Source organism: Halopelagius fulvigenes, assembly GCF_042662625.1.
Classification (GTDB): domain Archaea; phylum Halobacteriota; class Halobacteria; order Halobacteriales; family Haloferacaceae; genus Halopelagius; species Halopelagius fulvigenes.
Genome location: NZ_JBHSXH010000015.1, coordinates 1,587,696 through 1,611,265, shown reverse-complemented (window position 1 = coordinate 1,611,265; position 23,570 = coordinate 1,587,696). Strand labels below are relative to the sequence as shown.

At 67.8% G+C, this 23,570-nt stretch carries 25 protein-coding genes; 9 read left to right on the top strand and 16 right to left on the bottom strand.

Going from position 1 to position 23,570, the window contains the following annotated elements; translation table 11 throughout:
• Positions 1 to 303: 303 nt before the first annotated feature.
• The 5 genes from ACFQEV_RS18595 to eif1A all read right to left on the bottom strand — a co-directional run bounded on the left by ACFQEV_RS18595 (position 304) and on the right by eif1A (position 4,965).
• Positions 304 to 915 (bottom strand): FxLYD domain-containing protein, encoded by a 612-nt coding sequence (locus ACFQEV_RS18595; RefSeq protein ID WP_379699254.1) that lies wholly within the window; start codon positions 913 to 915, stop codon positions 304 to 306.
• A gap of 190 nt (positions 916 to 1,105) precedes the next feature.
• Complete coding sequence (gene thsA / locus ACFQEV_RS18590) at positions 1,106 to 2,761, bottom strand: thermosome subunit alpha (RefSeq protein ID WP_379699947.1); 1,656 nt, start codon at positions 2,759 to 2,761, stop codon at positions 1,106 to 1,108.
• 261 nt (positions 2,762 to 3,022) lie between these two features.
• Positions 3,023 to 3,565, bottom strand: a complete 543-nt coding sequence (locus ACFQEV_RS18585) for a KH domain-containing protein (RefSeq protein WP_379699252.1) — start codon at positions 3,563 to 3,565, stop codon at positions 3,023 to 3,025.
• 111 nt (positions 3,566 to 3,676) lie between these two features.
• Positions 3,677 to 4,591, bottom strand: coding sequence for a serine/threonine-protein kinase Rio1 (gene rio1 / locus ACFQEV_RS18580; RefSeq protein WP_379699249.1), 915 nt, complete (start codon positions 4,589 to 4,591; stop codon positions 3,677 to 3,679).
• A 77-nt stretch (positions 4,592 to 4,668) separates the two neighbouring features.
• On the bottom strand, positions 4,669 to 4,965 hold the full coding sequence (gene eif1A, locus ACFQEV_RS18575) for a translation initiation factor eIF-1A (RefSeq protein ID WP_379699246.1): 297 nt from the start codon (positions 4,963 to 4,965) through the stop codon (positions 4,669 to 4,671).
• 170 nt (positions 4,966 to 5,135) lie between these two features.
• On the opposite strand from eif1A, the gene ACFQEV_RS18570 reads away from it, so the two are divergent.
• Positions 5,136 to 5,315 (top strand): DUF7470 family protein, encoded by a 180-nt coding sequence (locus tag ACFQEV_RS18570; RefSeq protein WP_379699243.1) that lies wholly within the window; start codon positions 5,136 to 5,138, stop codon positions 5,313 to 5,315.
• On the opposite strand, the gene ACFQEV_RS18565 is transcribed toward ACFQEV_RS18570, so the two are convergent.
• The gene (locus ACFQEV_RS18565; RefSeq protein WP_379699241.1) at positions 5,312 to 6,100 is read right to left on the bottom strand and encodes an alpha/beta hydrolase fold domain-containing protein; all 789 of its coding nucleotides are present in this window, start codon (positions 6,098 to 6,100) and stop codon (positions 5,312 to 5,314) included. The genes ACFQEV_RS18570 and ACFQEV_RS18565 overlap by 4 nt on opposite strands.
• Positions 6,101 to 6,170: 70 nt before the next feature.
• Positions 6,171 to 7,166: a tyrosine--tRNA ligase gene (locus ACFQEV_RS18560; RefSeq protein WP_379699238.1), complete on the bottom strand. Its 996-nt coding sequence runs from the start codon at positions 7,164 to 7,166 to the stop codon at positions 6,171 to 6,173.
• A 196-nt stretch (positions 7,167 to 7,362) separates the two neighbouring features.
• Here ACFQEV_RS18560 and ACFQEV_RS18555 point away from each other — a divergent pair, with 196 nt between their 5' ends.
• On the top strand, positions 7,363 to 7,662 hold the full coding sequence (locus ACFQEV_RS18555; RefSeq protein ID WP_379699235.1) for a PLDc N-terminal domain-containing protein: 300 nt from the start codon (positions 7,363 to 7,365) through the stop codon (positions 7,660 to 7,662).
• A 50-nt stretch (positions 7,663 to 7,712) separates the two neighbouring features.
• Here the strand turns inward: ACFQEV_RS18555 and ACFQEV_RS18550 are convergent, their stop codons facing one another.
• The 7 genes from ACFQEV_RS18550 to rnz form a co-directional block, all read right to left on the bottom strand.
• On the bottom strand, positions 7,713 to 8,168 hold the full coding sequence (locus tag ACFQEV_RS18550) for a hypothetical protein (protein ID WP_379699233.1): 456 nt from the start codon (positions 8,166 to 8,168) through the stop codon (positions 7,713 to 7,715).
• Between the two features lie 71 nt (positions 8,169 to 8,239).
• A complete protein-coding gene (locus tag ACFQEV_RS18545; protein ID WP_379699230.1) occupies positions 8,240 to 10,219 on the bottom strand; it encodes a DUF460 domain-containing protein in 1,980 nt (659 codons plus the stop codon).
• 166 nt (positions 10,220 to 10,385) lie between these two features.
• Positions 10,386 to 11,354, bottom strand: a complete 969-nt coding sequence (locus ACFQEV_RS18540) for a PhzF family phenazine biosynthesis protein (protein WP_379699227.1) — start codon at positions 11,352 to 11,354, stop codon at positions 10,386 to 10,388.
• Between the two features lie 45 nt (positions 11,355 to 11,399).
• Positions 11,400 to 11,579: a DUF7576 family protein gene (locus ACFQEV_RS18535; RefSeq protein WP_379699224.1), complete on the bottom strand. Its 180-nt coding sequence runs from the start codon at positions 11,577 to 11,579 to the stop codon at positions 11,400 to 11,402.
• Positions 11,572 to 11,835 (bottom strand): HalOD1 output domain-containing protein, encoded by a 264-nt coding sequence (locus ACFQEV_RS18530; protein WP_379699221.1) that lies wholly within the window; start codon positions 11,833 to 11,835, stop codon positions 11,572 to 11,574. The genes ACFQEV_RS18535 and ACFQEV_RS18530 overlap by 8 nt, the downstream gene beginning before the upstream one ends.
• An 83-nt stretch (positions 11,836 to 11,918) precedes the next feature.
• The gene (locus ACFQEV_RS18525) at positions 11,919 to 15,209 is read right to left on the bottom strand and encodes a PAS domain S-box protein (RefSeq protein WP_379699218.1); all 3,291 of its coding nucleotides are present in this window, start codon (positions 15,207 to 15,209) and stop codon (positions 11,919 to 11,921) included.
• Between the two features lie 98 nt (positions 15,210 to 15,307).
• Positions 15,308 to 16,249 carry a ribonuclease Z gene (gene rnz / locus ACFQEV_RS18520; protein ID WP_379699944.1) on the bottom strand — a complete coding sequence of 314 codons (942 nt, stop codon included), beginning with the start codon at positions 16,247 to 16,249 and terminating at the stop codon, positions 15,308 to 15,310.
• A gap of 119 nt (positions 16,250 to 16,368) precedes the next feature.
• Between rnz and ACFQEV_RS18515 the strand changes: the two genes are divergently transcribed.
• The 4 genes from ACFQEV_RS18515 (at position 16,369) to ACFQEV_RS18500 (ending at position 19,438) form a co-directional block, all read left to right on the top strand.
• Positions 16,369 to 16,926 carry an SHOCT domain-containing protein gene (locus tag ACFQEV_RS18515; RefSeq protein WP_379699215.1) on the top strand — a complete coding sequence of 186 codons (558 nt, stop codon included), beginning with the start codon at positions 16,369 to 16,371 and terminating at the stop codon, positions 16,924 to 16,926.
• 33 nt (positions 16,927 to 16,959) lie between these two features.
• Positions 16,960 to 18,003 carry an AAA family ATPase gene (locus ACFQEV_RS18510; RefSeq protein ID WP_379699212.1) on the top strand — a complete coding sequence of 348 codons (1,044 nt, stop codon included), beginning with the start codon at positions 16,960 to 16,962 and terminating at the stop codon, positions 18,001 to 18,003.
• Positions 18,004 to 18,669: a protein sorting system archaetidylserine decarboxylase gene (locus ACFQEV_RS18505; RefSeq protein ID WP_379699209.1), complete on the top strand. Its 666-nt coding sequence runs from the start codon at positions 18,004 to 18,006 to the stop codon at positions 18,667 to 18,669.
• 70 nt (positions 18,670 to 18,739) lie between these two features.
• On the top strand, positions 18,740 to 19,438 hold the full coding sequence (locus ACFQEV_RS18500; protein ID WP_379699206.1) for a glycerophosphodiester phosphodiesterase: 699 nt from the start codon (positions 18,740 to 18,742) through the stop codon (positions 19,436 to 19,438).
• 15 nt (positions 19,439 to 19,453) lie between these two features.
• Here ACFQEV_RS18500 and ACFQEV_RS18495 read toward each other — a convergent pair whose 3' ends face one another.
• Both ACFQEV_RS18495 and ACFQEV_RS18490 read right to left on the bottom strand, forming a co-directional pair.
• The gene (locus ACFQEV_RS18495; RefSeq protein ID WP_379699203.1) at positions 19,454 to 20,851 is read right to left on the bottom strand and encodes an FAD-binding oxidoreductase; all 1,398 of its coding nucleotides are present in this window, start codon (positions 20,849 to 20,851) and stop codon (positions 19,454 to 19,456) included.
• A 108-nt stretch (positions 20,852 to 20,959) separates the two neighbouring features.
• On the bottom strand, positions 20,960 to 21,949 hold the full coding sequence (locus ACFQEV_RS18490; protein ID WP_379699201.1) for a methyltransferase domain-containing protein: 990 nt from the start codon (positions 21,947 to 21,949) through the stop codon (positions 20,960 to 20,962).
• Between the two features lie 135 nt (positions 21,950 to 22,084).
• Here ACFQEV_RS18490 and ACFQEV_RS18485 point away from each other — a divergent pair, with 135 nt between their 5' ends.
• The 3 genes from ACFQEV_RS18485 to ACFQEV_RS18475 all read left to right on the top strand — a co-directional run bounded on the left by ACFQEV_RS18485 (position 22,085) and on the right by ACFQEV_RS18475 (position 23,518).
• On the top strand, positions 22,085 to 22,438 hold the full coding sequence (locus tag ACFQEV_RS18485; protein WP_379699198.1) for a DUF5658 family protein: 354 nt from the start codon (positions 22,085 to 22,087) through the stop codon (positions 22,436 to 22,438).
• Positions 22,439 to 22,500: 62 nt separating this feature from the next.
• Positions 22,501 to 23,064 carry a TATA-box-binding protein gene (locus tag ACFQEV_RS18480; protein WP_379699196.1) on the top strand — a complete coding sequence of 188 codons (564 nt, stop codon included), beginning with the start codon at positions 22,501 to 22,503 and terminating at the stop codon, positions 23,062 to 23,064.
• A gap of 70 nt (positions 23,065 to 23,134) precedes the next feature.
• Positions 23,135 to 23,518 carry a DUF7473 family protein gene (locus ACFQEV_RS18475; RefSeq protein ID WP_379699942.1) on the top strand — a complete coding sequence of 128 codons (384 nt, stop codon included), beginning with the start codon at positions 23,135 to 23,137 and terminating at the stop codon, positions 23,516 to 23,518.
• Positions 23,519 to 23,570 lie beyond the last annotated feature (52 nt).

Here is a 23,570-nt window from a genome sequence, read left to right as displayed (position 1 = left end):
TCCCATCGTGCCCGTTACTTCTCGGCGAACGAAGTGAGCAGTAGCGGCGAGTTCGCCGCTCTCTCCCCTCCGTCTTCCGACGGACGACGCCCCGGTCACTTCACCTCCAACGACCGCCCGCACTCGGGGCACTCCTCCTCTACGATGGTCACCTGCGCGTCGCAGTCGGGGCACACCTCTCGGTAGCACGCGGGGTCTCCCATGCCAACGTCTACCGCGCTCCGCGGGAAGAACGTTGCGTCCGTTCCGTCGGACGACGAGACGGGTCAGCGCGTCGCCGAGAACGGCGGACTCTCGGCCGGCCTACCCTTGGGTCTGCGTCTGCGTTCCGGTCGCGGTGCCGTTTCCTCCCGTCTCGGTCCCCTGCATCTGGGTCGTCCCGGTGGCCCAGATTTCGTACTTGTTGAAGTCCTGCACCCACTCCGAGGAGAACGAGACGACGAAGTTCCACGTCTCGCCCGGCTTGAGCGTGTTCACGTTCTGCGCCTGCGTGGACGTGTAGAACTGCCCCGCTCTGTCGCCCGTCTCGTTCACGGGCGAGACTTTCACCTCGGCGTACTCGAACGTCTTGTTCGAGGTGTTCTTCAGGACGCCCTCAACGCCCGCGACGTCTCCCGACCGGAAGAAGTTGTGTTCCGTGATGTTCAGACCGTTCGTGGACTCCGCGGTCACCACCGTCCCCTGCACCGACGCGGACGTTCCGGTGGACTCCGCTGTTCCGGTCGTCTCCGTCCCGTTCGGGCTGGCGTCCGCTCCCTCGGTCGTCTGCGCCGCCGTCGTCGTCTGTAGCGATTCTGTCGCCGGAACCGTCCCGGTCGTTCCCTCTCCGTTACTCTGTCCGCTACACCCGGCGAGGCCGACGCCGATTGCCACCGCCCCCATTCGTTCGAGAAACGCTCGGCGACTTCGGTCCATTACGTCCTTGACAAACGCTCCCGAGCTCCGTGGCCCTCGGGGCTACACAGTTTGGTTCGGCGGGACGGAGCCGTCGCTGCCGGGCGGATGGCGTCGAAAGAAGGTAGGATTCGGCGTGCGGGCCGACGTTCGAGGGGCGATTCGGGGCGAAGGGGTCGGGTGGGGGTGGTGTGTGCCTATCCGGGGGCGCTCACATAGCGCCGCCCATGCCGCCCATGCCGCCCATACCGCCCATTCCGCCGCCCATGCCGCCGCCGCCGGGCATGTCGTCGCCGTCGTCGTCGCCCGTCTGGCCACCGGAGAGGTCGCCAGCGGCGATGACGTCGTCGATGCGGAGGATCATGACGGCCGCTTCCGTCGCGCTCTCGATGGCCTGCGTCTTCACGCGGAGGGGTTCGACGACGCCCTCGGCCTCCATGTCGATGACTTCGCCGGTGTAGGCGTCGAGACCGGCCGCGAACTCGCCGCCGTCGTGGCGGGCGCGGAGGTCGACGAGCGAGTCGATGGGGTCGAGACCGGCGTTCTCGGCGAGCGTGCGCGGGATGACGTCGAGCGCCTCAGCGAACGCTTCGACGGCGAGCTGCTCGCGGCCGCCGACGGAGTCGGCGAACTCGCGGAGCTTCAGGGACAGTTCGGTCTCGGGCGCGCCGCCGCCGGGGAGAACCTTCCCGTCTTCGAGCGTCGTGCGCACGACGCCGAGGGAGTCCTCGATGGCGCGTTCGACTTCGTCCACGACGTGGTCGGTGCCGCCGCGGAGGATGAGCGTGACGGACTTTGCGTCTTCGACGTCCTCGACGAAGATGCGCTCGTCGCCGCCGACGTCCTTCTGGGCGACGGAGCCGGCGAAGCCGAGGTCGGACTCCTCGATGTCGTCGAGGGAGCCGACGACGCTCGCGCCCGTGGCGCGGGCGAGACGCTTGAGGTCGGAGGACTTCGCGCGACGGACCGCGAGGATACCCTCCTTCGCGAGGTAGTGCTGGGCCATGTCGTCGATGCCGTCGCCGACGAAGACCACGTCGGTGCCGACGTCGACGAGCTTGTCGACCATCTCCTTCAGCTGCTTTTCCTCCTGGTCGAGGAACTGCTGGAGCTGGTCGGGGTCGGTGACGTTGACCTCGGCGTCGATCTCGGTCTCGCGGACTTCGAGCGCGCCGTCGAACAGCGCGACGTTGGCGTCCTCGACCGCGTACGGCATGTTCTCGTCGACGCGCGTCTTGTCGATGATGGCGCCCTCGACGAGTTCGGAGTTGTCGATGGAACCACCGACGACCTTCTCGACGGAGACGTTCTCGGTGTCGATGCCGTCCTCGTCGGCGACGGCCAGTACGGCGTCTACGACGAGTTCGGCAAGCAGGTCCTTCGCGGACTCCGCGCCCTTACCGGTCATCGCCGTGGCGGCGATCTTGACCAGCGTCTCGTGGTCCTCCTCGGACACTTCGATGGCGTTCTCGTCGAGGATCTCCTTGGCCTTCTCGGCGGCCTGACGGAAGCCCTGCGCGATGGTCGTCGCGTGGACGTCCTGGTCGATGAGTTCCTCGGCCTGATCGAGGAGTTCGCCCGCGATGACGACGGCCGTCGTCGTCCCGTCGCCGACTTCGTCCTCCTGCGTCTCGGAGACCTCGACGATCATGTTCGCCGCGGGGTGGTCGATGTCCATCTCCTTGAGGATGGTCACGCCGTCGTTCGTGACCACGACCTCGCCGGAGTTGTCGACCAGCATCTTGTCCATCCCCTTCGGACCCAGCGTGGTCCGGACGGACTCGGCCACGGCCTTCCCGGCCGTGATGTTCATCGATTGCGCGTCCTTCCCCTGTGTGCGCTGGGAGTCTTCGCCCAGAATAATCATGGGCTGTCCCTGCTGCATTCGCTGAGACATATTCACTCGTGGGGTTGTTTGCGATTCTATAAAAAAGTAACGACGGAGTTCCTGACAAAATGGCACACGGGGGAGGGGTTCATCGTGCCATTGAATACCACGATTTCGGGGTGTTTATTACGCCCTCGCTCGGCGTCGTCGGGCGAATTTCGGCCGGTCGTCGGCGGGGCCAGTGGGAGACGGCGGCCGAGAAAAGCGGGCGCGAAGGCGGCCGAGACTGGGAGTCCGGACTCAGCCCGACTGCCGGACGTCGAAGCCGTCGGTGAGTTCGTTGTGCTTCCGTTCGAGGAAGGAGTACACCGCGCCGTGCGGCGCGCCGTCGAGTATCATCCCCACCGCGCGGCGGACCGCCTGCACCTCTTCGGGTTGCCCGATGGTGCCCAGCGTCGAACCCTTGATGACGACTTCCGCGCCGGTGAGCTCCTCCATCAGTTCGCGGGTGCGGCCGTTCTCGCCGATGAGGCGGCCCTTCTGCCGTTGGAGGTCGTTCTTGTTGCGGGTGTGCTCAGAGAGGTCGACGAGCTCGAAGGTTCGCATCTCGTCGTCGAGAAGCGACAGGGCGGACTCGGGGGTGAATCCGCGACCCACGGCCCGGACGATGTCCGGCGCGACGAGTCCGCTGACCGGGTCGCCGACGGTCTCGATGGCGACGGACCCCGACTCCGAATCGATGTCGAGGCGGACCTCCGCTCTGCGCTCTATCTCGCGCATCGTCTCGCCGCCTTCGCCGATGAGGACGCCGATTCGGTCCTGCGGGACCTTCACGTGTTGCATGCCTCTGGCTACCCGGTGGAGCGGTTTAAGGGTTTGTTCGGCCGTTCGCTTCGCATCGGCGTCTCTCACTCGGGCGAGCGTCGCGGAGCGAATCGGCCGCCGAAACTCGGGTCAGCCGTCGTCGTCCGCGTTCGCGCCGTCGGTCGCCGAGGGGTCGTTCGGCGACCCGGACGGGTCGGGGTCCGCCGTCGTGACGAACTCGTAGAGGTCGTCGCCGTCCGTCTCCAACCCTTGTCGGGAGAAGAACTTCGCCACGTTCGTGCAGTCCCGCCGGAGGAACTCGTCGGCGTTCGGGTGGTGGACCGTCACCGCCTGCCCGAGGTCGATGACGACGAGTTCGCCCTCGTGGATTATCATGTTGTACTCCGAGAGGTCGCCGTGGACGAGGCCCGCCGAGTAGAGTCGCCGCATGTACTCGCGGACGACTTCGTAGGCGGTCTGGGGGTTCTCGACGTTCACCTCGGCGAGTCGCCGCGCCCGGTCTTCGACCAGTCCGACCAGTTCCATCACGAGGACGTTCCGCTCGACGGCGATGGGTTCGGGGACGCGGACGCCCGCCTGCCGCGCCCGACTGAGGTTGGCGAACTCCTTCTGCGTCCACGCGAGGACGACCTGCTTCTTGTCGTGTCCGATGCCCTCGAAGCGCGGGTCGCCTTCGAGGTAGTCGCGCATCTGGCGGAAGTTCGAGGCGTTTATCCGATAGATCTTCGCCGCGACGTCCGTGTCCTCGTCGCCGAGAGCCTCGTAGACGTTGGCTTCCTTGCCCGTTGAGATGGGTCCGCCGAACGCCTCGATATGGCCGTCTTGGACCAACTTGTAGATGGCCGCGAACGTGGCGTCGTCGAACACCGACTGTTCGACCTTGAACTGGTCGGCGTCTTTCAGCCGTTTTCGGAAGTCGTCGAACTCGCGGTCCCGGCGGCGAGCGATGCGATCCGCCTCCGTGTCGGAGACGTCTATCTCTTCCCACTCGTCGCCGGGCACGTCGGCTTCGTCCGAGGCGATTAGGCCGAACTCATCGCTCATCTACCGGTCACTACGGGACGGCGCGGTAAAAGCGTCACAGGTGTCCTCCGTCGGCGGAGACGCGTCCTCGAAAACGGTTACTGGATGTGGCCTTCGTCGCGGAGTTGGTCCGCTTCGGACTTCTCGTAGCGCCACGTGATGTCGCCTTTCTCGTCCTGCCAGTCCCACGGTTCGACGAGCACCACGTCGTCCTCTCGGATCCAGATGCGCTTCTGCATCCGACCGGGGATGCGCGCGGTTCGTTCGACGCCGTCGGCGCACCGCACCTCGACGCGGTTCGCACCGAGCATGTTCGTCACGACGGCGAAAACCTCGTCGTCCTCGGGCATCCGCAGGTCGCGACGCCCCTGATTTTCGTTGTCGTTCTTCGCCATACGTGGGCGATTAGTCGTCTTGCTGTTTAAACCCGCGGTTCTCGTCGATTGGATTTTCTCCACTGACGACCGTTACCGCCACTGTGACGCCGATTGCGTCCCCCGATTTTCGGCTCCCCCGACGCGGCGCGAACGGTACCCTTAGGTGTCCGTCGCCGCCACGCGGTGACATGCTCGACAAACTCGGAGCGAAGGGAATCGCCGGTCTGGTCGTCATGGTCGCCGGATTCGCACTCGTCGCGTGGAGCGCACCCGTCGTGGCGGCGGGTCTGGGACTCATCGTCGTCGGACTCATCCTCGTCGCCGGCGGCCTCGCGCAGTCGGTGATGGGGATGCTCGGGATGCCCTAAGTGAGCGACTCGCGGAGGAACGAGAACGCGTCCTCGCGTACGTCGGGATACCAGTACGACGAGTGCAGGAACACGTGGTCCGCGCCCGGGTACGTCCGCACCTCGGCTTCGTCCCCCGCCGCCGCCATCGCCTCGGCGAGTGCCTCCGACGACTCGACGGGGACCACCTCGTCGTCCCCGCCGTGTAACAGAAGCGTCGGCGGCGCGCCGCCGGAGACGTGCGTCACCGGTTGCGCCGCCTCGTAGCGGTCCGGCACCTCCGCGGGCGTCCCGCCGAGGAACCGTTCTACCACTTCGTCCTCGTCGTCGCCCTCGAAGACGTACGGACCGCTGATGCCGACGACCGAATCGGGGCGGGAACTGACGGACGAGTCGTCGCCGAACTCGCCCGCCGGCGCGAGGGCCGACAGCACCGCGAGGTGCGCGCCCGCGGAGTGACCGACGGCGGCGAGTCGGTCCGGGTCGCCGCCGAACGACTCGGCGTTCTCTCTCGCCCACGCGAGTCCGGCGCGAACGTCGCGTATCTGCGCCGGGAACGTCGCTTCGTCGCTGAGGCGGTAGGAGAGTTCGACGGCCACAAATCCCTCGGCTGCGGCGTCGAGCGCCCACCGGGCGAACTGCCCGCGCGCGCCGGACTCCCACGCGCCGCCGTAGACGAAGGCGACGACCGGTCGATTCGTCGCCTCCCCCGTCTCGGCGTAGTACGCGTCCGCGTACAGCGTTCGCTCGGGGCGTTCGACGACGAGGCGGTCGCGTTCGACGGTCAACGAAGTCTCGGCAGCCATGTCGGACGGCGGCGCGCCGGTCACCTCAGCGTTTCGACCGCCGTACGGAAGAAACGCGGTCGGAGACCGCTCAGGAGCGCTGTTCGGCTATCTTCTCGCGGCCCGGCGCGATGAGTTCGTCGAGGTAGTCCGCGAGTGCGCTCTTCGCGTCCGCGGGGTGGAGTTCGCCCGATTCGAGGTCCGACTCCAGCGACTCGTAGTCGTCGTACTCCAAGTCGCCGCCGTACTGGTCGGGGCGTTCGACGACGACGCTCTCGAACCGCGGGAACACATGGTACTGGAATATCTGCAGCACGGGGTTCTCGCGTTCGTTGCCCTCGCCGTCGGGTTCGGGGTCGGCCGTCGGCGGGCAGAACGCCTTGTTCACCTTCTCCCGGAGGTCCTCCTCAGTGTCCTCCATCGAGATGGTGATGCCCTCCGAGGAGGACATCTTGCCGACGCCCGTCGAGAGGTCCGCGAGGATGGGCGTGTGGACCGCCGGGCGGACGTCGTAATCGAGGGACGGAAGCACCTCGCGGGCGAGCATGTGGACCTTCCGCTGGTCGAGTCCGCCGACGGCGAGGTCCAAATCGAGGTACTCGATGTCCAGCGCCTGCATCAGGGGGTAGACGACCTGCGACACCTTCGGGTTCGATCCGCGCTGAATCTCCGCCATCGCGCGTTCGGCCCGCGAGAGCGTCGTCTCCAGTTCGAGGGCGTGCGTGTCGAGGACGTACTCCTCGTCCATCTGGTACTCCGACCCGAGGACGAACTCCGTGTTCTCCTCGTCGAGGCCGTAGGCGACGAACTGTTCGCGCATGCGGTCGGCCGTCTCGCGGATCTCCTCGAACGTCCCCTTGTCGTTGAGGTAGGCGTGCACGTCCGCCAGCAGGATGACCACCTCGAAGCCCGCCTCCTGCAGGTCGATGAGTTTGTTGGCCGTCAGCATGTGGCCGATGTGGAGGACCCCCGAGGGTTCGTACCCGACGTACGCTCGCTTGCCATCGGGGTCGTCGGCCAGCGTGCGTACCTCGTCCTCCGTGACCACCTCGGCGGCGTTCCGGGTGATCAGGTCGTAGGCGTCCATACGTGTGCGTGTCCGCGGTTCGGGATATGACTTCTGGAACTCCCCGCACCGACGAAGACTCTGGTCTTTTCAGGAGGAATGAGGCGGGATCGGTATCGATGAGTGCGGTGACGTAGAACGACGGGATTTCCAACGTTACCCCGCATCGCAGCCTGAAAAGACCAAACTGATACCGCACCGGTCGTACCGTTCTGTGATGGCAACCACTCGCTCGCCGATACTCATCCTCGTCGGCTTGGTCGCCGCCGCGTTCGTCCCCCTCGCGGTGATGTGGGCCGCCGTCGGCGGCGTCGAAGGAGTCGCCTACCTCCTCGGGTTCGCGGTGTACTTCCTCGTCTTCCACGTCGCGCTTCCCGGCCGCGTCTACTTCGACGCCCGCGAACGCGGGAGCAACTCGGTGCTGGCGTGGACGGCGCTGGCGTTCTTCCTCCCTCTCGTCGGCGCGGCCCTCTACTTCCTCGTCGGGCAGTCCCGACTCGGCGAACCGACGGGGTAACGCGGCCTATCGCGGACGAATCCCGATACCGACGGATGCCGTTTTCCGACTCAGCGTGCCGCTACCTCCGACTCCTGAATCCAGCCGAACGCCCGGCGGAGGCGCGCCCACCCTCGCCGCCAGACGAGCCAGTATCCGGGAACGGCGCCCACCGCGAACAGGAGAGCGTAGTACAGCAACTCGACCGCGAAGTCGTCGACGAACTGCGGAAACACACCGACGCTCCGTAGAACGAACCACAGTTGGACGGCTACAACGTGGCCCACGACGAACGCCCCGACGGCTCTCTCGGTCGGTCCGGCGGGTTCCGTCCGACCGCCGATCTCGCTCCGATACAGTAGATACCCGACGACGAGAGGTTGGAAGACGGTACAGCCGATTGCCCACAGCAGGCTCGAGTCGCTTCCTCGCTCCTTCGCGTCGAGATATATCCAGTAAGCGAGAAGAACGGACATCAGCGCGTGGAAGGCGGAGAACGGGGAGCCGAGGAGATAGGAGAATGTCACACCCGCGTAAACGTCGCTACCTCCTATCTATTTTTGACGAAATGACAGTTTATGCCGGACCCGAACGACCCTCAGCGACTCTCGCCTCTCGTCTCCGCGCGGTGCTCGCTGATGATCTGGTCCATCATCGCCTCCTTCTGCTCCTTGCGGCGTTCCTCGGCGCGGTCCTCCCAGTCCTCAATGACCTCGGCCACGTCGGACTCGCGGGCGACGGCGAGTTCGTCCACCTCCTGCAGTCGCACGTCGTCGGCCGGTCCGACGGGTATCTCGTGGTCGAACAGCACCTCGTCGGCCTCGCTGGAGAGGCCGCCGACGCCGCGGAGGACGACGCGGGGGTTCGTCTCGGCCAGACGCTTCGCCGTCGCCCGCCCCGCGCCGGAGGCGTCCCGCAGGAACACCACGTCGCCGGCGGCGAGTCCGTACTGCTCGTCGGCGCGTTCGACGGCGTCCGTGGTGAACTGCTCGACGACTTTCACCGGCACGAGGTCCTTCTCGGTGTTGACGTCCGCGAAGTTCGAGTGGTCGAGCTTCCACAGCGTCTTCAACCGCTCCAGTTTCCGGTCGAGCGTCTCGTTCTCCTCCTCTAAGGTCTCGACGCGGCGTTCGAGGCGGCCGTTCTCGCGTTCGAGTCGCTGCACCTCGCGGCGCTCTCTGGCCTCCCGACGCTCCTCGCGTTTCGCCTCGGACAGTTCCGCTTTGTACTCCTCGATGGTGTCGTCCTTCTCGTCGATGGTCTCCTTGAGGTCCTCGACGTGCGATTCGAGGCGCTCGACCCGCGTCTCCAACCGGCGAATCTCCTTCTCCTCGTCGGTGAGTTCGCGCTGCTCCTGCGTCGATTCGGTCTCCTCCTCCTGCACGTCGTCGTCCAACTCCCGGAGGACGGCTTCGACGGACTCCTCGCCCGCGACGACGCGCGCGATGACCGTCCCGCGCTCGATGTCCGGCGGCACCTTCCGGGTGATGCGCTCGAACTGGTCCTCGTGGTCGTCGAAGGCGAAGAGCGCCGCCGCCAGCGCGTCGCGTTGGTGGTCGTTCTCGTACTCCGCCTCGCGGGTGCGGTGGAGCTTCTCGTCCACCGGCAGATCCGAGTTCGGCACCCACCCGGCGGCGTCGAAACTCCGCCGGAACTTCTCGACGGTTTCGGGTATCGGCGTCACGTCGGCGGCGACGACGACGGGCCGTCCGCGTTCGATGAGCCACTCGATTATCTCGGCGGTGTCGGCCGTCCGCGTCGAACGCACGTCGAGGACGTGCCCGTCTAAGTCCACCACCGCGGCGGCGGTGGTCGTCCCGGGGTCGATGCCGACGATGACGTGGTCGCGGCGCTTCACGAGGGGTTCGAACTCGATGCCGTCGAGGCGTTCGCGCTCTACCTCCACGCGCGTGTCGCCCGCGCGGCCGGCGGAGACGGGGATGTCCTCGGGCCGCGCCTCGACGAGGAACGTCGCGTTCGAGTAGCCGCCGTACTTCTCGGTCACGTCCATCTCGTACTCCAGTCCGGCCTGCTTCAACCGGCTCTCGACTTCGCGAGCGCGCCGCTTCACCGACCCGTGGATGCGGCGGGTGTAGCGGTCCTGACTCCACCCGCCCTTGCCGGTCGAGCGACCGCGGGAGACTTTCACCGTCGTCGTGTTCGTGAAGGCGGACACCTCGACGCCGACGTTCGCGGCGGCGAGTCGGGCGGCCGCTTCGGCCTCCTTCATCGGCTTCTTGCCGTAGGGGACGCCGTGCCTGGAGGCGACCCGCGAGAGCGGTTCCGGTCGCTCCGCGCCGGTCACCTGCACTAATCGAGTCTCGGAGGGAAGCGACCGGAGGAACCGAACCAGGTCGTCTTTGTCCGCCGCCAACTCGTACATGTTGTCGGTGGCGACGAGGGCGGGCTTCTCGCGGTCGATGAGGCGTCTCAGTTTCCGGTGGGAGACCACGTCGCGGTCGATGTTCTCCCCGTCGAAGGCGACGACGGCGTACGACGGCGCGTCGCCGCGCACGTCGCCGCTCTGGATGTCCACGCCGAAGACGAGGGAGTCGAGCGCACTCGTCCGGTCGTTCACAGATTAGTTTGGTCGGAGACGAATATATACCCCACGCCGATGTCGGAGTCCGACAGGTGGCGTTTCGCGCCGCGCCCTCGATACGGCGACGGTGACCGCCCCTTCGGATGCGTTCAGCGCAGCGAGGCGCAGACCGGTCCGCGAGCCGAGAGTTCCGACGGACTCGTCAACGGAGAGTTCCGTCGGCGACGGGGACGACGCGCCCGCCGACGCGCACCGTCACGTCCCCCGTCTCGTCCTCGGCGTCTCCTGCCTCGCCGTCCGGGTTCTCGTCCTCGTCGCGCGCTTCGAGGTGGAGCAGCGACGGGCGTCCCATCTCGTACCCCTGTTCGACGGTGGCGGTCACCTCCGGCGAGTCGAAGTAGCGGTGCCGGGCGAGGTAGCCCGCGAGACACCCGTTCGCGCTCCCAGTCGCGGGGTCCTCCGGCACGTTGTACCCGAGGGCGAACATGCGCGCCGCGAAGTCGTTCGCCCCGTCTCGCGGGTCCGGACAGAACGGAAAGAGGTTCTCGACGCCCACGTCGGCGAGGAGTTCGTCGTAGGCGCGGCGGTCCACCGCGATTCGTCCGAGGGCGTCGCGGTCGGTCAGCGGAATCAGCACCGCCGGGAGGCCGGTGGAGACGACCTGCACCGGCCACTCGTCGTCCACGTCCGACGAGTCGAGCGACAGCACCTCTGCGACGCGTTCGGGGGTGAGCGTCTCGCCGAACTCCGGCGGATTCTGCGTCATCCACAGCACCTCCTCGCCGCCCTCCTCGCGGACTTCGACGGGAATCCGCCCGACGGGGAGGTTCAGCGTCACCTCGTCGCCGGCCCCGAACTCCTCGCGGAGGACGGCGGCGGTGCCGAGCGTCGGATGCCCGGCGAACGGTATCTCCTCCTTCGGCGTGAAGATGCGCACGTCGTACCCATCGCCGAGAGAACCTCGGCGGGCCGCCGGACGTCGTCCGGCGACTCCCTCTCGCTCTTCGCCCGTCTCGACGAACGTCGTCTCCGAGTAGTTCATCTCCCGGGCGATATCGAGCATCTCCTCGTCGCTCAGGGACGCGCCGTCCTCCACGACGGCCAGTTGGTTGCCGGCGTACCGACGGTCGGCGAACACGTCCACGATGTGAAAGCGGTGCTCCGCGCTCATGGCCGCCGGTGGGGCGGCTTCGTTCAAAAGATTACGCGAGGTGTGCTACTCCTCGGCACGGAACTCGCTCGCCCACGCCGTCTCGCACTCCTCGCCGCAGAAGGAGAACAGGAGGGGCGTCCCGTCGGTTCCGCGGAGGGTGACGACGGGGTACCTGACCCCGACTTCGAAGACGGTTCCGCAGTGCGCGCACATCCGGAGGTTCGCCGCCGGGTCTTCAGCCATGGGCGGGCGCGACGGTGACGACGCCGGAACTGTTCGCCTCGACGCGGTATCCGCAGTACGAGAAGGCGACCCAACTCTCCGCTCCCACCTCGGAGCGGACGATGGCGTCGAGGACGTCCGTGTCCACCGCGCCGTACAACGGCGGCAGTTCCAGCGAGTGGACGCCCTCGGCCTCCGCGACGGTTCTGACGACGGCCATCGTCGCACCTTCCTCCCCCACCTCGACCCTGATACGCTTCGATTCGTTGGACTCCATACTCTTGCGGGGAGAGACGCGCGCAGTCGGGATACTACGTGCCTCTATCTATCGAGCGTCCGGGTCGCCCCCGCCCTATGTATCTAGATGCCGCCCTGCTGCGCTATCAGGAGCGAGAGCAGCTTCCGGGAGGCCCGCCGGAGGTGGTAGTTGAACGTGGGTTGGGTGATGCCGAGCGAACGGGCTATCTCCTCGCCGGTTTGGTACCGCGGCGACTCGAAGTAGCCGCTGTAGTACGCGGTCACGAGGACTTCCAACTGGCGTTCGGTGAGGTGCGACGCGAGCGTCGTCTGTAGGCTGTCCAACGTCCGCACTTCCCGTTCCCGTTCGCGCCGCGCGACGAGTTCCACGTCCGGGTACGTCCCCTGAAGCCGTTCGATCAACTCCCGGATGTTCGTCTCGGCGGGCACTTCGACGGTGGCGGTCAGCGTCTCGCCGTCGGTGCGAATCAGACGGGGAACCGCGCCGTGTTCGACGAACGTCACCGCGGGCGGCGGTTCGGTCACCACCGCCTCGAACAACTCCGACTCCTCGTCCGTCGAGAGCGCCTTCAACCGGCGGACTGACGGGAGTTCCGCCGCCGCCCTCTCGACGTCGCCCGCGACGGTAGCCGGCGTCCGGAAGAAGACGAGGTACCGGTCGTCGCTCCGCGGCAGTACCGATTCGTAGGTGAGCAAGCAGTCGGCCTCCGCGGCGAGTCGGTGGAGCGTCTCGTTCGTCGCCCGAAGCCGGAGTTCGAGCTCGACAACCCGGTCCGCGACCAACCCCTGCTTCGTCTCCGCGCCGTTTATCGCGTGGGCGATGGTCTCCCCGAGTTCCTCGTACACCGTCCGCGTGAGAGCGTCGAACTCGTCCGTCCGCGTCGCGTACACGGTCAGGACGCCGTACGGAATCTCGTCGTAGTGGAGGGGGACGCTTATCGCCGACTGGAACCCCCGCGAGAGGGCCTCCCGCCGCCACCGATTCTCGCGCAGTCCGTCCACGACGTTCGGAACCACCACCACCGCTCGCTCTCGCGCCGCCCGGTCCGCGGGTTCCGTCGTTCGCTCCTCGGCGTCTATCGCCGCGAGCTGTTCGAGGTACCCCCGGTCCATCCCTTCCCACGTCCGCGGTCTGACGGTCTCCGTCTCGCGGTCGTACTCGCCGACCCACGCGAGGGCGTAGCGGTCGTTCGCGACGAGTTGCTCGCAGACGGCGCGTTCGACCGCCTCCCGCGTCCGCGCGTCCACGAGGCGTTCGTCGATGCCCCGGATGAGTTCGTTTATCTGGTTCAGCCGTTCGAGTCGGGCCGTCTGCTGGCGGAGTTCCCACTGTCGCTCCCGAAGCGCCTGCTCGTCCGCCAACCGGTCGAACGCCGCGCGAATCGTCGTCCCGAGGAGGTCCGCGAGCGTCTCCGTCTGGTCGTCGAACGCCCCCGTCGCCGTCTCGCCCGCGAGCAACACCCCGTACTCGCCGAGGGGAATGAACAGCCCCCGCCGCATCGGAATCTCCGTGTGGCGCAGGGTCTCCGAGTCGTGGACGTCCGCGAACGCGAGCACCTCGTCCTCGAAGAAGGCCCGTCGGATGAGGCTCGCCTCGTCGGCGGGGAACGTCGGCACGGGCGGGTAGCGGGAGGCTATCTCCGGGGAGTGCGCGAGGTGGACGAACGCCCTCTCGTCGGGGTCGTACCGGAAGAGGACGGCGTCCGGAAGCGACAGCAGTTCCCGACTCGCCTCGACTGCGATTCGCGCTATCTCCTCCTCCGTCGTCGCCGACAGGAGGTCGTGGGCCGCTTCGTACAGTTCCGTGAACGCCTCGGCCGAGCGCTTTCGCTCGGTGACGTCGCGGACGACGCCGACGACGCCGTGCGTCTCGTCGCCGAAGGTGATGGGCGCGAGCCACGCCTCCACCGGGAGTCGCTCGCCCGATTTGGTCTCGACTTCGCTCTCCATCGCGGCGACGCTCCGCCGTTCCTCGATCAACTCCGCGTGCAGTCGCGCCGCCGACTCGGGGTCCGCCACGTCGGCCACCGCGTCGGCCCGACTCCCGACGAGTTCCTCGCGGGAGTAGCCCGTCATCCGGACGAACGCGTCGTTGACCGTGGTGAATCGCCACTCGTCGTCGAGGACGCAGATGCCGTCGGTGACCGTCTGGACTATTGCCTCGTACCGCTCGAGTTCGCGTTCGCGCGCTTTCCGGTTGCTGATGTCACGCAGGAATATCGAGAGCCCGGACTCGGAGGGGTACAGTTGCACCTCCGTCCACCGGTCTATCGGTTCGGGGATGTACGCCTCGAACGACGTCGGTTCCTGCGTCTCCATCGCCTCGTGGGACACGTCCCAGAACGCCCTCGAATCGGGGTAGAGGTCCCAGATAACCTGCCCGATGTGATCCTCTGCGGGCCGCCCGGTGAGGCGCGCGGTCGCCTCGTTGACGTAGGTGTAGCGCCACTCGGTGTCGAACGCCGCGAACGAGTCGGTCGTCCGGTCGAGAACCTCGTTCAGCGTCGTCTCCACCTCGACGCGGTTCGTGACGTCCTGGAACGTGGCGATGACGCCGCGCACCGTCTCGCCGCGTTCGCCGTCACCGTCGTCCGCGCCGTCACCGTCGCCCGCGCTGTCTCCTTCTCCGCCGTCGCCCTCCTCGTAAAGCGGCGTCGCGTTGACCGAGAGCCAAACCCGCTCTCCACCGGGCCGCCTGACCCCGATTTCGGCGTCGGTGACGGGGGACTTCGAACGCAACGCCCGCGCGAACGGGAGTTGCTCCTCGGGAATCGGCTCCCCCTCGGAGTCCACGATGTCGAACGCGGCGGCGTCGTAGGTGAGCGTCCGCAGTTCCGACGCCTCCCGGCCGAGAAGCGACTCCGCGCGCGGGTTCGCGTGGACGATGTCGCCGCCCGCGTCGAAGGTGATGTAGCCGACGGGGCTCACCTCGGCGAACGTCGAGTCGGCGTCCCCCCGAGTTTCCGCGCTCGCCGCCCCGCCGTCGGCGCTCCGACCCGTCGCGACGGCCGCCTCGATACGACGCCGGAGCACCGCGTACTGCTCGGTCCCGGACTGCTTTCGGAGGTAGTCGGTCGCGCCGCGGTCGAACGCCTCCTCGACGAGTCCCTCGGCCGGACGGTCCGTGAACACGACGACGGGGAGCGCGGGGTTCTCCTCGCGGACCGCTTCGATCAGTTCCGGGCCGTCCGCGTCGGGAAGCGCGTACTCGGCGACGACGCACGCGAACTCGGCGCCGGCGTCCCGGAGGCGCGAACGCGCCGCATCCAGCGTGGGAACCGCGACGACGGACATCCCCGACTCCGGGCCGTCGAAGTACCGTTCGACGCGCTCTCGGTACGCGGCGTCCGGTTCGACGTAGAGGACGGACAGCGGTGTCGGAGTCGCCGTCAAGACGACGGCCGTAGGGTTCGTAATACGTTAGCAGTTCCGGCGACCGCGGCCCCGGCGGACGGCGACCGGCGCGGACCGGGTCCGGCGGCGGTTCCCGCTCACTCCTCGCCTTCGTCGTCGTTCGGGTAGGGAACCTCCATCTTCTGCCCGTCGTCGGGGACGAACGCCTCCTCGCCTTCGAACACCTCGCGGGCCTCCGCCAGTATCGGCGTCGGGTCGCCCGCGTACCGCGAGGAGATGTGGGTGAGTGCGAGTCGCCGCGCGCCCGCGCGGTTCGCTATCTCGGCGGCCTCTCGGCCGGTGGAGTGGCCGGTGGACCGCGCCCGTTCGGCCCAGTCGTCGGCGAAGGTGGCGTCGTGGACGAGGAGGTCCGGCCGGTCGGCCGCCTCGACGGTGCCGCCGACGGGGCGGGTGTCGCCGGTGTAGACGAGCGTTCGGCCGGGGCGGGGGTCGCCGACGACCTGTTCGGGTTCGACCACGGTGCCGTCGTCGAGTTCGACCGACTCGCCGGAGTGGAGGCGGCCGAATGCGGGGCCGACGGGGACGCCGAGTTCCTCGGCGCGTTCGCGGTCGAACCGCCCCGGCCTGTCGTCTTCGACGAGTGCGTACCCCATCGACCGGACGTTGCGGTGTTCCGTCTCGAACGTCCGCACCTCGTAGCCGTCCCCCGAGAGTGCGACGCCGCCCGGTCGAACCTCGTGGATGTTCACGGGGTAGCCCGGTCGGTAGCCGCCGGCGTTCACGAGGCTCTGGAGGTGCCGCTTCGCCCCCGGCGGCGCGTGTATCGCGATGGGTTCCTCGCGGTCGTTGAAGTCCCACGTCTGTATCAGGCCTGGAATCCCGAGGACGTGGTCGCCGTGGAGGTGCGTGACGAACAGGTGGGAGACGGAGAAGCCGGTTCCGAACCGCATCATCTGCCGTTGGGTGCCCTCGCCGCAGTCGAACAGCAGTCGCTCCCCCTCGCGTGCGACGAGGAGCGCACTCGGCCCTCGCTCCGTCGTCGGCACGGCGCCGCCGGTCCCGAGAAACGTCACGCGCATCGACATGCTCGTTGCTGGGACGCCGCGGCGGTAAACCGTGTCGAATCTGCGAGGCGGCGACTCGCCGGCGTCGGCCGGGGAAGGGGCCTTTATTCCGTTGGCCGTCCAATCTCACCGGCATGAACGACCGGCGCGAGGGTTCCCGCGACGACGCCGAGAGAACCTCGGCGGGCCGTCGGACGCGGTCCGACGACGACGGCGAGAAGTGGTGGGGTAGCGATGAGTGGTGGGGCGGCGAGGGCGACGGCGAGTGGGCCGGTATCGCCTCCCTCCTCGTCCTGGGCCTCGGCCTCGGGTCGCTGTTCGGACTGGTACCCATCGAGCCGTTCTGGGCCATCTTCGCCATCGGGTTCGCCGTCGTCGTCCCGTTGGTGGCCATCCTCGAAGAGCGCTACCGCGAGTCCCACGCGTCCGAGAACGCGCCCGAGTCTGACGCTCCGTCCGGTCGAACCGACGGTCTCGACGACGACGAGTCCGTCTCGGACGCCCTCGCCCGCATCCGCGACCGGTACGCGCGGGGCGAACTCTCCGAGGAGCAGTTCGAGCGGAAACTCGAACTGCTGTTGGAGACGGAGACGCCCGAGGACGCCCGCGAACGCGTCCGTCGCGCGAGGGCGGACCGCGCCGCGCGGGAGACGGAGGCCGAGGCGGAGGCGGAGTCGGAGTCGGAGTCGTAGGGTTTCTTACCGTCCGACCGCTACCACCGACCGATGGACGCGCCCCTGTGGACGGAGACGCACGCCCCGTCGCTGTCCGACCTCCCGCAGGAGGAGGTCCGCGAGCGATTGGGCCGAACCGTGGACGAACCGATGAACCTGATACTGCAGGGGCCGCCGGGCGTCGGAAAGACCGCCGCCGTGCGGGCACTCGCCCGCGAGGCGCACGACGACCCGGACAACGACCTCGTCGAAATCAACGTGGCCGACTTCTTCGGCCGCACGAAGAAGCAGATCCGCTCGGACCCCCGGTTCGAGCAGTTCCTGACCGGCCGGAGTCGGATGGCGAAGCGCGACATGATAAACCGCGTGCTGAAGGAGTCGGCGGGCTACGCGCCCGTCTCCGGGGAGTACAAGACCATCCTGTTGGACAACGCCGAGGCCATCCGCGAGGACTTCCAGCAGGCGCTTCGCCGCGTGATGGAACAGCACCACCGGACGACGCAGTTCGTCATCACGACGCGGCAACCGACGAAGCTCATCCCGCCGATTCGCTCGCGGTGCTTCCCCGTGCCCGTCCGCGCGCCGACGACGGAGGAGACGAAGGCGGTCCTCCGAGGCGTCGCCGACGCAGAGGACGTGACCTACGAGGAGATGGCGCTGGGCATCGTCGCCTCGAAGGCAAACGGGGACCTCCGCCACGCCATCCTCGCCGCGCAGGACGCCGCCATCGAGGGCGACGGCGAGATAACGATGGCCGCCGCGCAGGAAGCGCTCTCGGCCGTCGGCCACGACGACGACCTGAAGGACGTCTTGGAGACGGCCCGCGAGGGCGAGATTCGGGACGCCCGAAAGACGCTCACGACGCTTCTGGACGACGAGGGGTACGACGGGCAGGAACTCCTGCGCGACATCCTCCGCGTCGCCGACACCTACCCCGAGGAGTTCGGGGACGACGACCTGATTCGCCTCCACCGCCTCGCCGGCGGCGTCGATCTGGACCTGGCGGAGGGACTCGACGCCCGCCTGCACCTCTCGCATCTCCTCTCGGCGTGGGCGGCCGGGCAGACGGAACTCGACGAGGAGTCCCTCGTATAGATGCGACTTGCACCCGGCGTCCGGCGGTTCGGCCTCCCCGCGTTCCTCGCCGCCGCCCTCCTCTCGGTCGTCGCGCCGCCCGCCGCCGCCGTCGCGTTCGCCGTCGGCGCGTTCACGCTCTGGTTCTTCCGCGACCCGGAGCGCCGACCCTCGACGTGGGGCGTCGTCTCCCCCGCCGACGGGCGCGTCTCCGTCGTCCGCGAGGAGGGTGAGCAGATTCGCGTCGGCGTGTTCATGAACGTCACCGACGTCCACGTCAACCGCGCGCCGTTCGACGGCACCGTCGAACGCGTGACCCACAGACCGGGCGCGCACCGACCGGCGTTCTCGAAGGAGTCGGAGCGAAACGAACGCGTGGACGTTGACGTCTCGACGCCGGAGGGCCCGGCGGAACTGTCGCTCATCGCCGGCGCGTTCGCCCGCAGAATCCACCCGTACGTCGAGGAGGGCGACGACCTGACGCGCGCCCGGCGAATCGGCCACATCGACTTCGGCAGTCGCGCGGACGTCCTCCTCCCGCCCGCCTACGACCGCGAGGACGTGTTGGTCGAGGTGGGCGATACGGTCCGCGCCGGGGAGTCCATCGTGGCCCGGCGCGAGGGCGGTCCGAACGACCCGACGGCCGCCGACGCAGGCGCGGACGCCGGGAACGCGGACGAGCGCTGAGTCCCGCCTCGTCTCTGCGACCTGCCGATCCGCCGTAGCGTTTCTGTGACTCCCGGCCGTCGGAGGACCCATGCGGGTCATCGCTCACCGCGGGTTCGGGGACGAGTACCCCGAGAATACGGTCTATGCGGCCCGTGAGTCCGCGCGACGGGCCGACTGCGTCGAACTCGACGTCCGCCGGTGCGGGTCGGGCGAACTGGTCATCAGCCACTTTCAGCGGTTGTTCTGGACGACCGACGACTTCGCGCGGGTGAACCAGCGGTCGGCGGCGGAACTGGAATCGCTCGGCGTGGACGGGTCGTCGTACGGCGTCCCCCGCCTCGACGACGCCCTCGACGTCATCCCGCCGGACGTGTGCGTCGAACTCGACCTGAAGGAACCCGGCGTCGTCGAGGACGTCCTCGCTCTCACCGACGAGATACCGAACGACGTCGTCCTCACCTCCTTCTATTCGGACGTCCTCTGGGAGGCGCAGTCGATGGACGAGTCGGTGACGCTCGCGTACAACTTCGACGTCCGCGTCGAACGGAACCTCACCACCGCCCGCCTCCTCGACTGTGGCCGGGTCAACGCCCACTGGTCGCTCTGTCTGGGAACCGACCTCGTCGAACGGGCGCGGGAGGAGGGGATCACCGTCTACGCGTGGCCGGTTCGGTGGCGGGGCGTGGCGTTCGCACTCGGCGCGGCGGGCATCGAGGGACTCGTCGCCTCTCACCCCGGGGTGGCCGAGTGGGCGAAACGCGGGCGGCGACTCCGCGGCGGCGAGTGACGTTCGGGCGCGTACTCACTCCGAGGGAACGACGTTCTGGTTCCCGCTGAACAGGTTTTCCGGGTCGTACCCGGTCTTTATCTCGGACAGTCGGTCGTAGTTCTCGCGGTAGACGGCCCGTTCTTGGCCAACCTCCTCGGGAACGAAGTTGGCGTAGACGCCGCCCGTCGCGTGCGGCGTCATCGCGGCGTGGAGTTCGCGCGCCCACGCGATGCACTCCTCGTCCTGTTCGGGGCCCTCCCACCGCGTGTGGAGGTTCATCAGGAACTCGGCGTCGCGGTGGGGGTACGCCGTCGCGTCCACCGGAACGTCGTTTATCGCTCCGCCCAACTGCGCGACGGCTATCTCGCTCTGCGGGGTCGGAATCTTCCCGCCGTACTCCACGAACGTCTCTATCATCCCGTCGGTCATCGCCTCGAAGTTGTGCGACTTCCAGTAGTTCCGCGCGCCCTCCGTCAGTAGCGGGTCGAACGCCTGTTGCCAGTCCACGTACACGTGCGGGGCGACGGCGTCCGCTATCGGGTCGCCGATGTCTCGAAGCGGTGCGAGCGCCTCCTCGCCGTCCTCCACGTCTCCGGCGTAGAACGCCGCGAGGACGAGGACGCGTTCGCCGTGCCACTTCTCGTCGAGGAACGGAAACGGCGGCGCGTCCCGAATCACGAACCACACGCTGACGTCGTCGGGCGCGTCGCTGGTGAACTCGCGGTACTCGCGTAGCACGTCCGCGGCGTCCTCGAACGAGTAGACGACGGGTCCCGAGAACACCTCCGTCCCGACTTCGTGCAGGTCGAACTCGAAGGAGGTGACGACGCCGAAGTTACCGCCGCCGCCGCGGACACCCCAGAACAGGTCCTCGTTCTGCGTCTCGTCGGCGTGGCGTAACTGCCCGTCGGCGGTGACGATGTCGACGGCGCGGAGGTTGTCGCACGTGAGTCCGTACTTCCGGGAGTACCAGCCGAACCCGCCGCCCAATGTGAGACCGGCGATGCCCGTCGTCGAGTTATATCCCACCGGCGTCGCCAGACCGAACGCCTGCGTCTCGTGGTCCAACTCGGCGAGCGTCGCGCCCGGTTCGACGCGGGCCGTCTTCGACTCGGGGTTCACTTGTACCGACCGCATCGGCGACAGGTCTATCATCAGTCCGCCCTCGAGGACTGCGCTCCCGGCGATGTTGTGGCCGCCGCCCTTCACGGAGAGCGGTAGTCCGTGCTCTCGGGCGGCGTCTACCGCCGCCATCACGTCCGCCGCACCGGCACACTGTGCGACGAGTGCGGGCCGGCGGTCTATCATGGCGTTCCAGACCGCCCGGGCGTCGTGGTAGCCGGGGTCCTCCGGCTGGAGCAACGTTCCGCGGAATCGCGCTTCGAGGTCTCTGTATATGCGTTCGTCTCCCGGTGGTGTCTGTACTGCCATGATCTCTCCTCCGAGAGATACGCTCCGCACGTACAAGTAGAATCTTAACGATCGTTCGGTATAAATTCGGATGCGGACTGTTACTACCGGCTGTCACGACGCCTCGACTCACTCCCGAGCGAGGACGTGCACGTGGCGGTCCAGCGACCGGTGAACCCGCCGAACGAACCGCTCTTCGACGCGCCACCCGGCGTCTTCGGCGGCGTCCTCCCAGGACCTATCTGCGACGAGGACCGCCGAGGGGGCGACTCGCGCCGCCTCCGAGAGCGCGCCGGAGACGAGGTCCGAGAGTTCGTGCCGCGCGATTTTCGACTGCCGACCGTACGGCGCGTCGAAGACGATAGCGTCCGCCGCGTCGTCGCGGAACGGCAGGTCCGTGGCGTCGCCGCGGACCACGTCCCAGTCGTCCCGCGGGGCGAGCGCGGAGAGGTTCTCCCGCGCGCCGCGGGCCATCTTCCACTGGGCGTCGCTCCCGAGGGCGCGCGCGCCGACGAGACTCGCCTCCACGAGGATGCCCCCGGTGCCGCACATCGGGTCGAGAACCGTCGCGTCCGGGAGCGACCGCCCGGCGGCGACGTTGACGTACGCGCGGGCGTCGAGGGGGGCCATGCTCCCCGGTTGGAAGAACGGCCGGTCGGTGGGTCGCCTGTCGCCGAAGTCGCGGACGCTCTCGGCCACCGCCCACCCGAGGTAGCACTCCTCGCCCGAGAACACCGCGCGGAGTTCGTGGTCGGGGTCCTCCAGATCGACCGAGAACCCCCGGTCAACGAGGACGCCGCCGAGGGCGCGTTCGGCCTCGCTCGTGCTCGCGTCGGCCGTCGCGCGGACGTTTCGGCCTCGAACGGCCACCGACCCGGCCCGGTCTATCGACGCCGCCTCCAGCAGGGCGACGGCGCTCTCGACGCCGGCGTCCGTCCGACCGACGAGTTCGCTGACGCGGTGGGTGTACGCGAGGTGGCGAACGCGCTCGGTTCGGACGCCGCGTGCCGTGGCGAGGCCCGGCGCGACGACGGAGACGGCGTCGGCGGCGGCGCGTCGGGCTTCGATTGCGGCGAACGCCTCGTCGTCGGGTTCGCCTGCGAGTTCGAGGCAGTACACGGTCGGACGTGTCCGGCGGCGGCCATGAGGGTGTCGATGCGGCGGGACGGCGCACCGACGCAGGGCGCGCGAGGGCGTCGGCGCGTCCGGGAGACGGGCGAACAACGAAGGCGTTCGAAGGTGTCTACTCCGACGATGGGACTCCTCCCCGACGCCGTCTCGCTCTCTCCCGTCCCGGCGCCGTCTCCGCTCGAAGCCGTTCTGTGGGTTCTCGCCGTCGCGTTCTACGGCGTCGGAGACTACGTGACCACCGTGGCGGCGGCGTCGCGTCCCGACGCCGTGGAGCGAAATCCGATCGTCAGGCGCGTCTTCGCCGCGCCGCTCTCGCCGCTCGTCTCCTTCGCCCTGCTGAAGGCCGCCGCGTTCGGCTGCTTCGTCGCGGGCTATCTCTTCGTCGGCCCCTCGCCGGTTCGCCCGGCCATCCCCGGGGCCGTCGCGGTCGTCGGCGTGTTGGTGACGCTCCAGAATATTCGCGTCCTTCAGCGGTGACGACATCTGTCAGGTCCCGCACCAACCTTTTTAAAGGTTAAATACGTCGTTTAAGTTGTCACATGACCGACCCCAAGGACACGATAAACATCGAGAACGTCGTAGCCTCGACCGGAATCGGTCAGGAATTGGACCTTCAGAGCGTGGCGATGGACTTAGAGGGCGCGGACTACGACCCGGAGCAGTTCCCCGGTTTGGTCTACCGCACGCAGAACCCCAAGTCCGCGGCGCTCATCTTTCGGTCGGGGAAAATCGTCTGCACGGGCGCTAAGTCCACGGACGACGTTCACGAGAGTCTCCACATCGTCTTCGACAAACTCCGCGACCTGCAGATTCCGGTGGACGAGGAACCGGACATCACCGTCCAGAACATCGTCACCTCGGCGGATCTAGGGCGGAACCTGAATCTCAACGCCATCGCTATCGGTCTGGGGTTGGAGAACATCGAGTACGAACCGGAACAGTTCCCGGGTCTCGTCTATCGACTCGACGAACCGAGCGTCGTCGCGCTCCTCTTCGGGTCGGGTAAACTCGTCATCACCGGCGGCAAACACCCCTCGGACGCGAAAGAGGCGGTGGACGAAATCGTCTCTCGGTTGAGCGAACTCGGTCTCTTAGACGGATAGCTCGCGTCCTGGGTCTCCGCGTCGCGCCGAAGTGGACGTACCTAAGTTCCCGGCGTTCGTCGTCGCGTACATGTCCAACGGCGTCGCGGTCCTGCAGTCCGGGTCAGTCGGTAGCGCAGTCGCCGTCGCCGGAACGTTCGCGTCGTTCGCGGTGTTCCTCTCGGTCACCGCGTTCCTCGCGGCGCGCAACGTCCTCGGCGAGGCGTCCGCGCTGAAGTCCCTCGTCGTCGGGTCGGTCCCCGCCGTCGTCGCGGTGGTGTTCACGACGTACGGTCTCCCGTCGTTCGCCGGCGTGGCCCTCGCTCTCCTCCTCGACGCGACGGCGGTGAAAGCCCTCTACGGGCGGTCGAACGGGCTCACCGCCTACGTCACGTTCGTCCACTTCGTCGTCACGGTCATCCTCGGCGCGGTGCTTTTCGCCGGGTTGATGCTCCTCTCGACCGCCCCGTCGTAGGACGTGTCTCTCCGATCACATCCGTAGGCTTCAAACCGCCGCGCGGTGCATC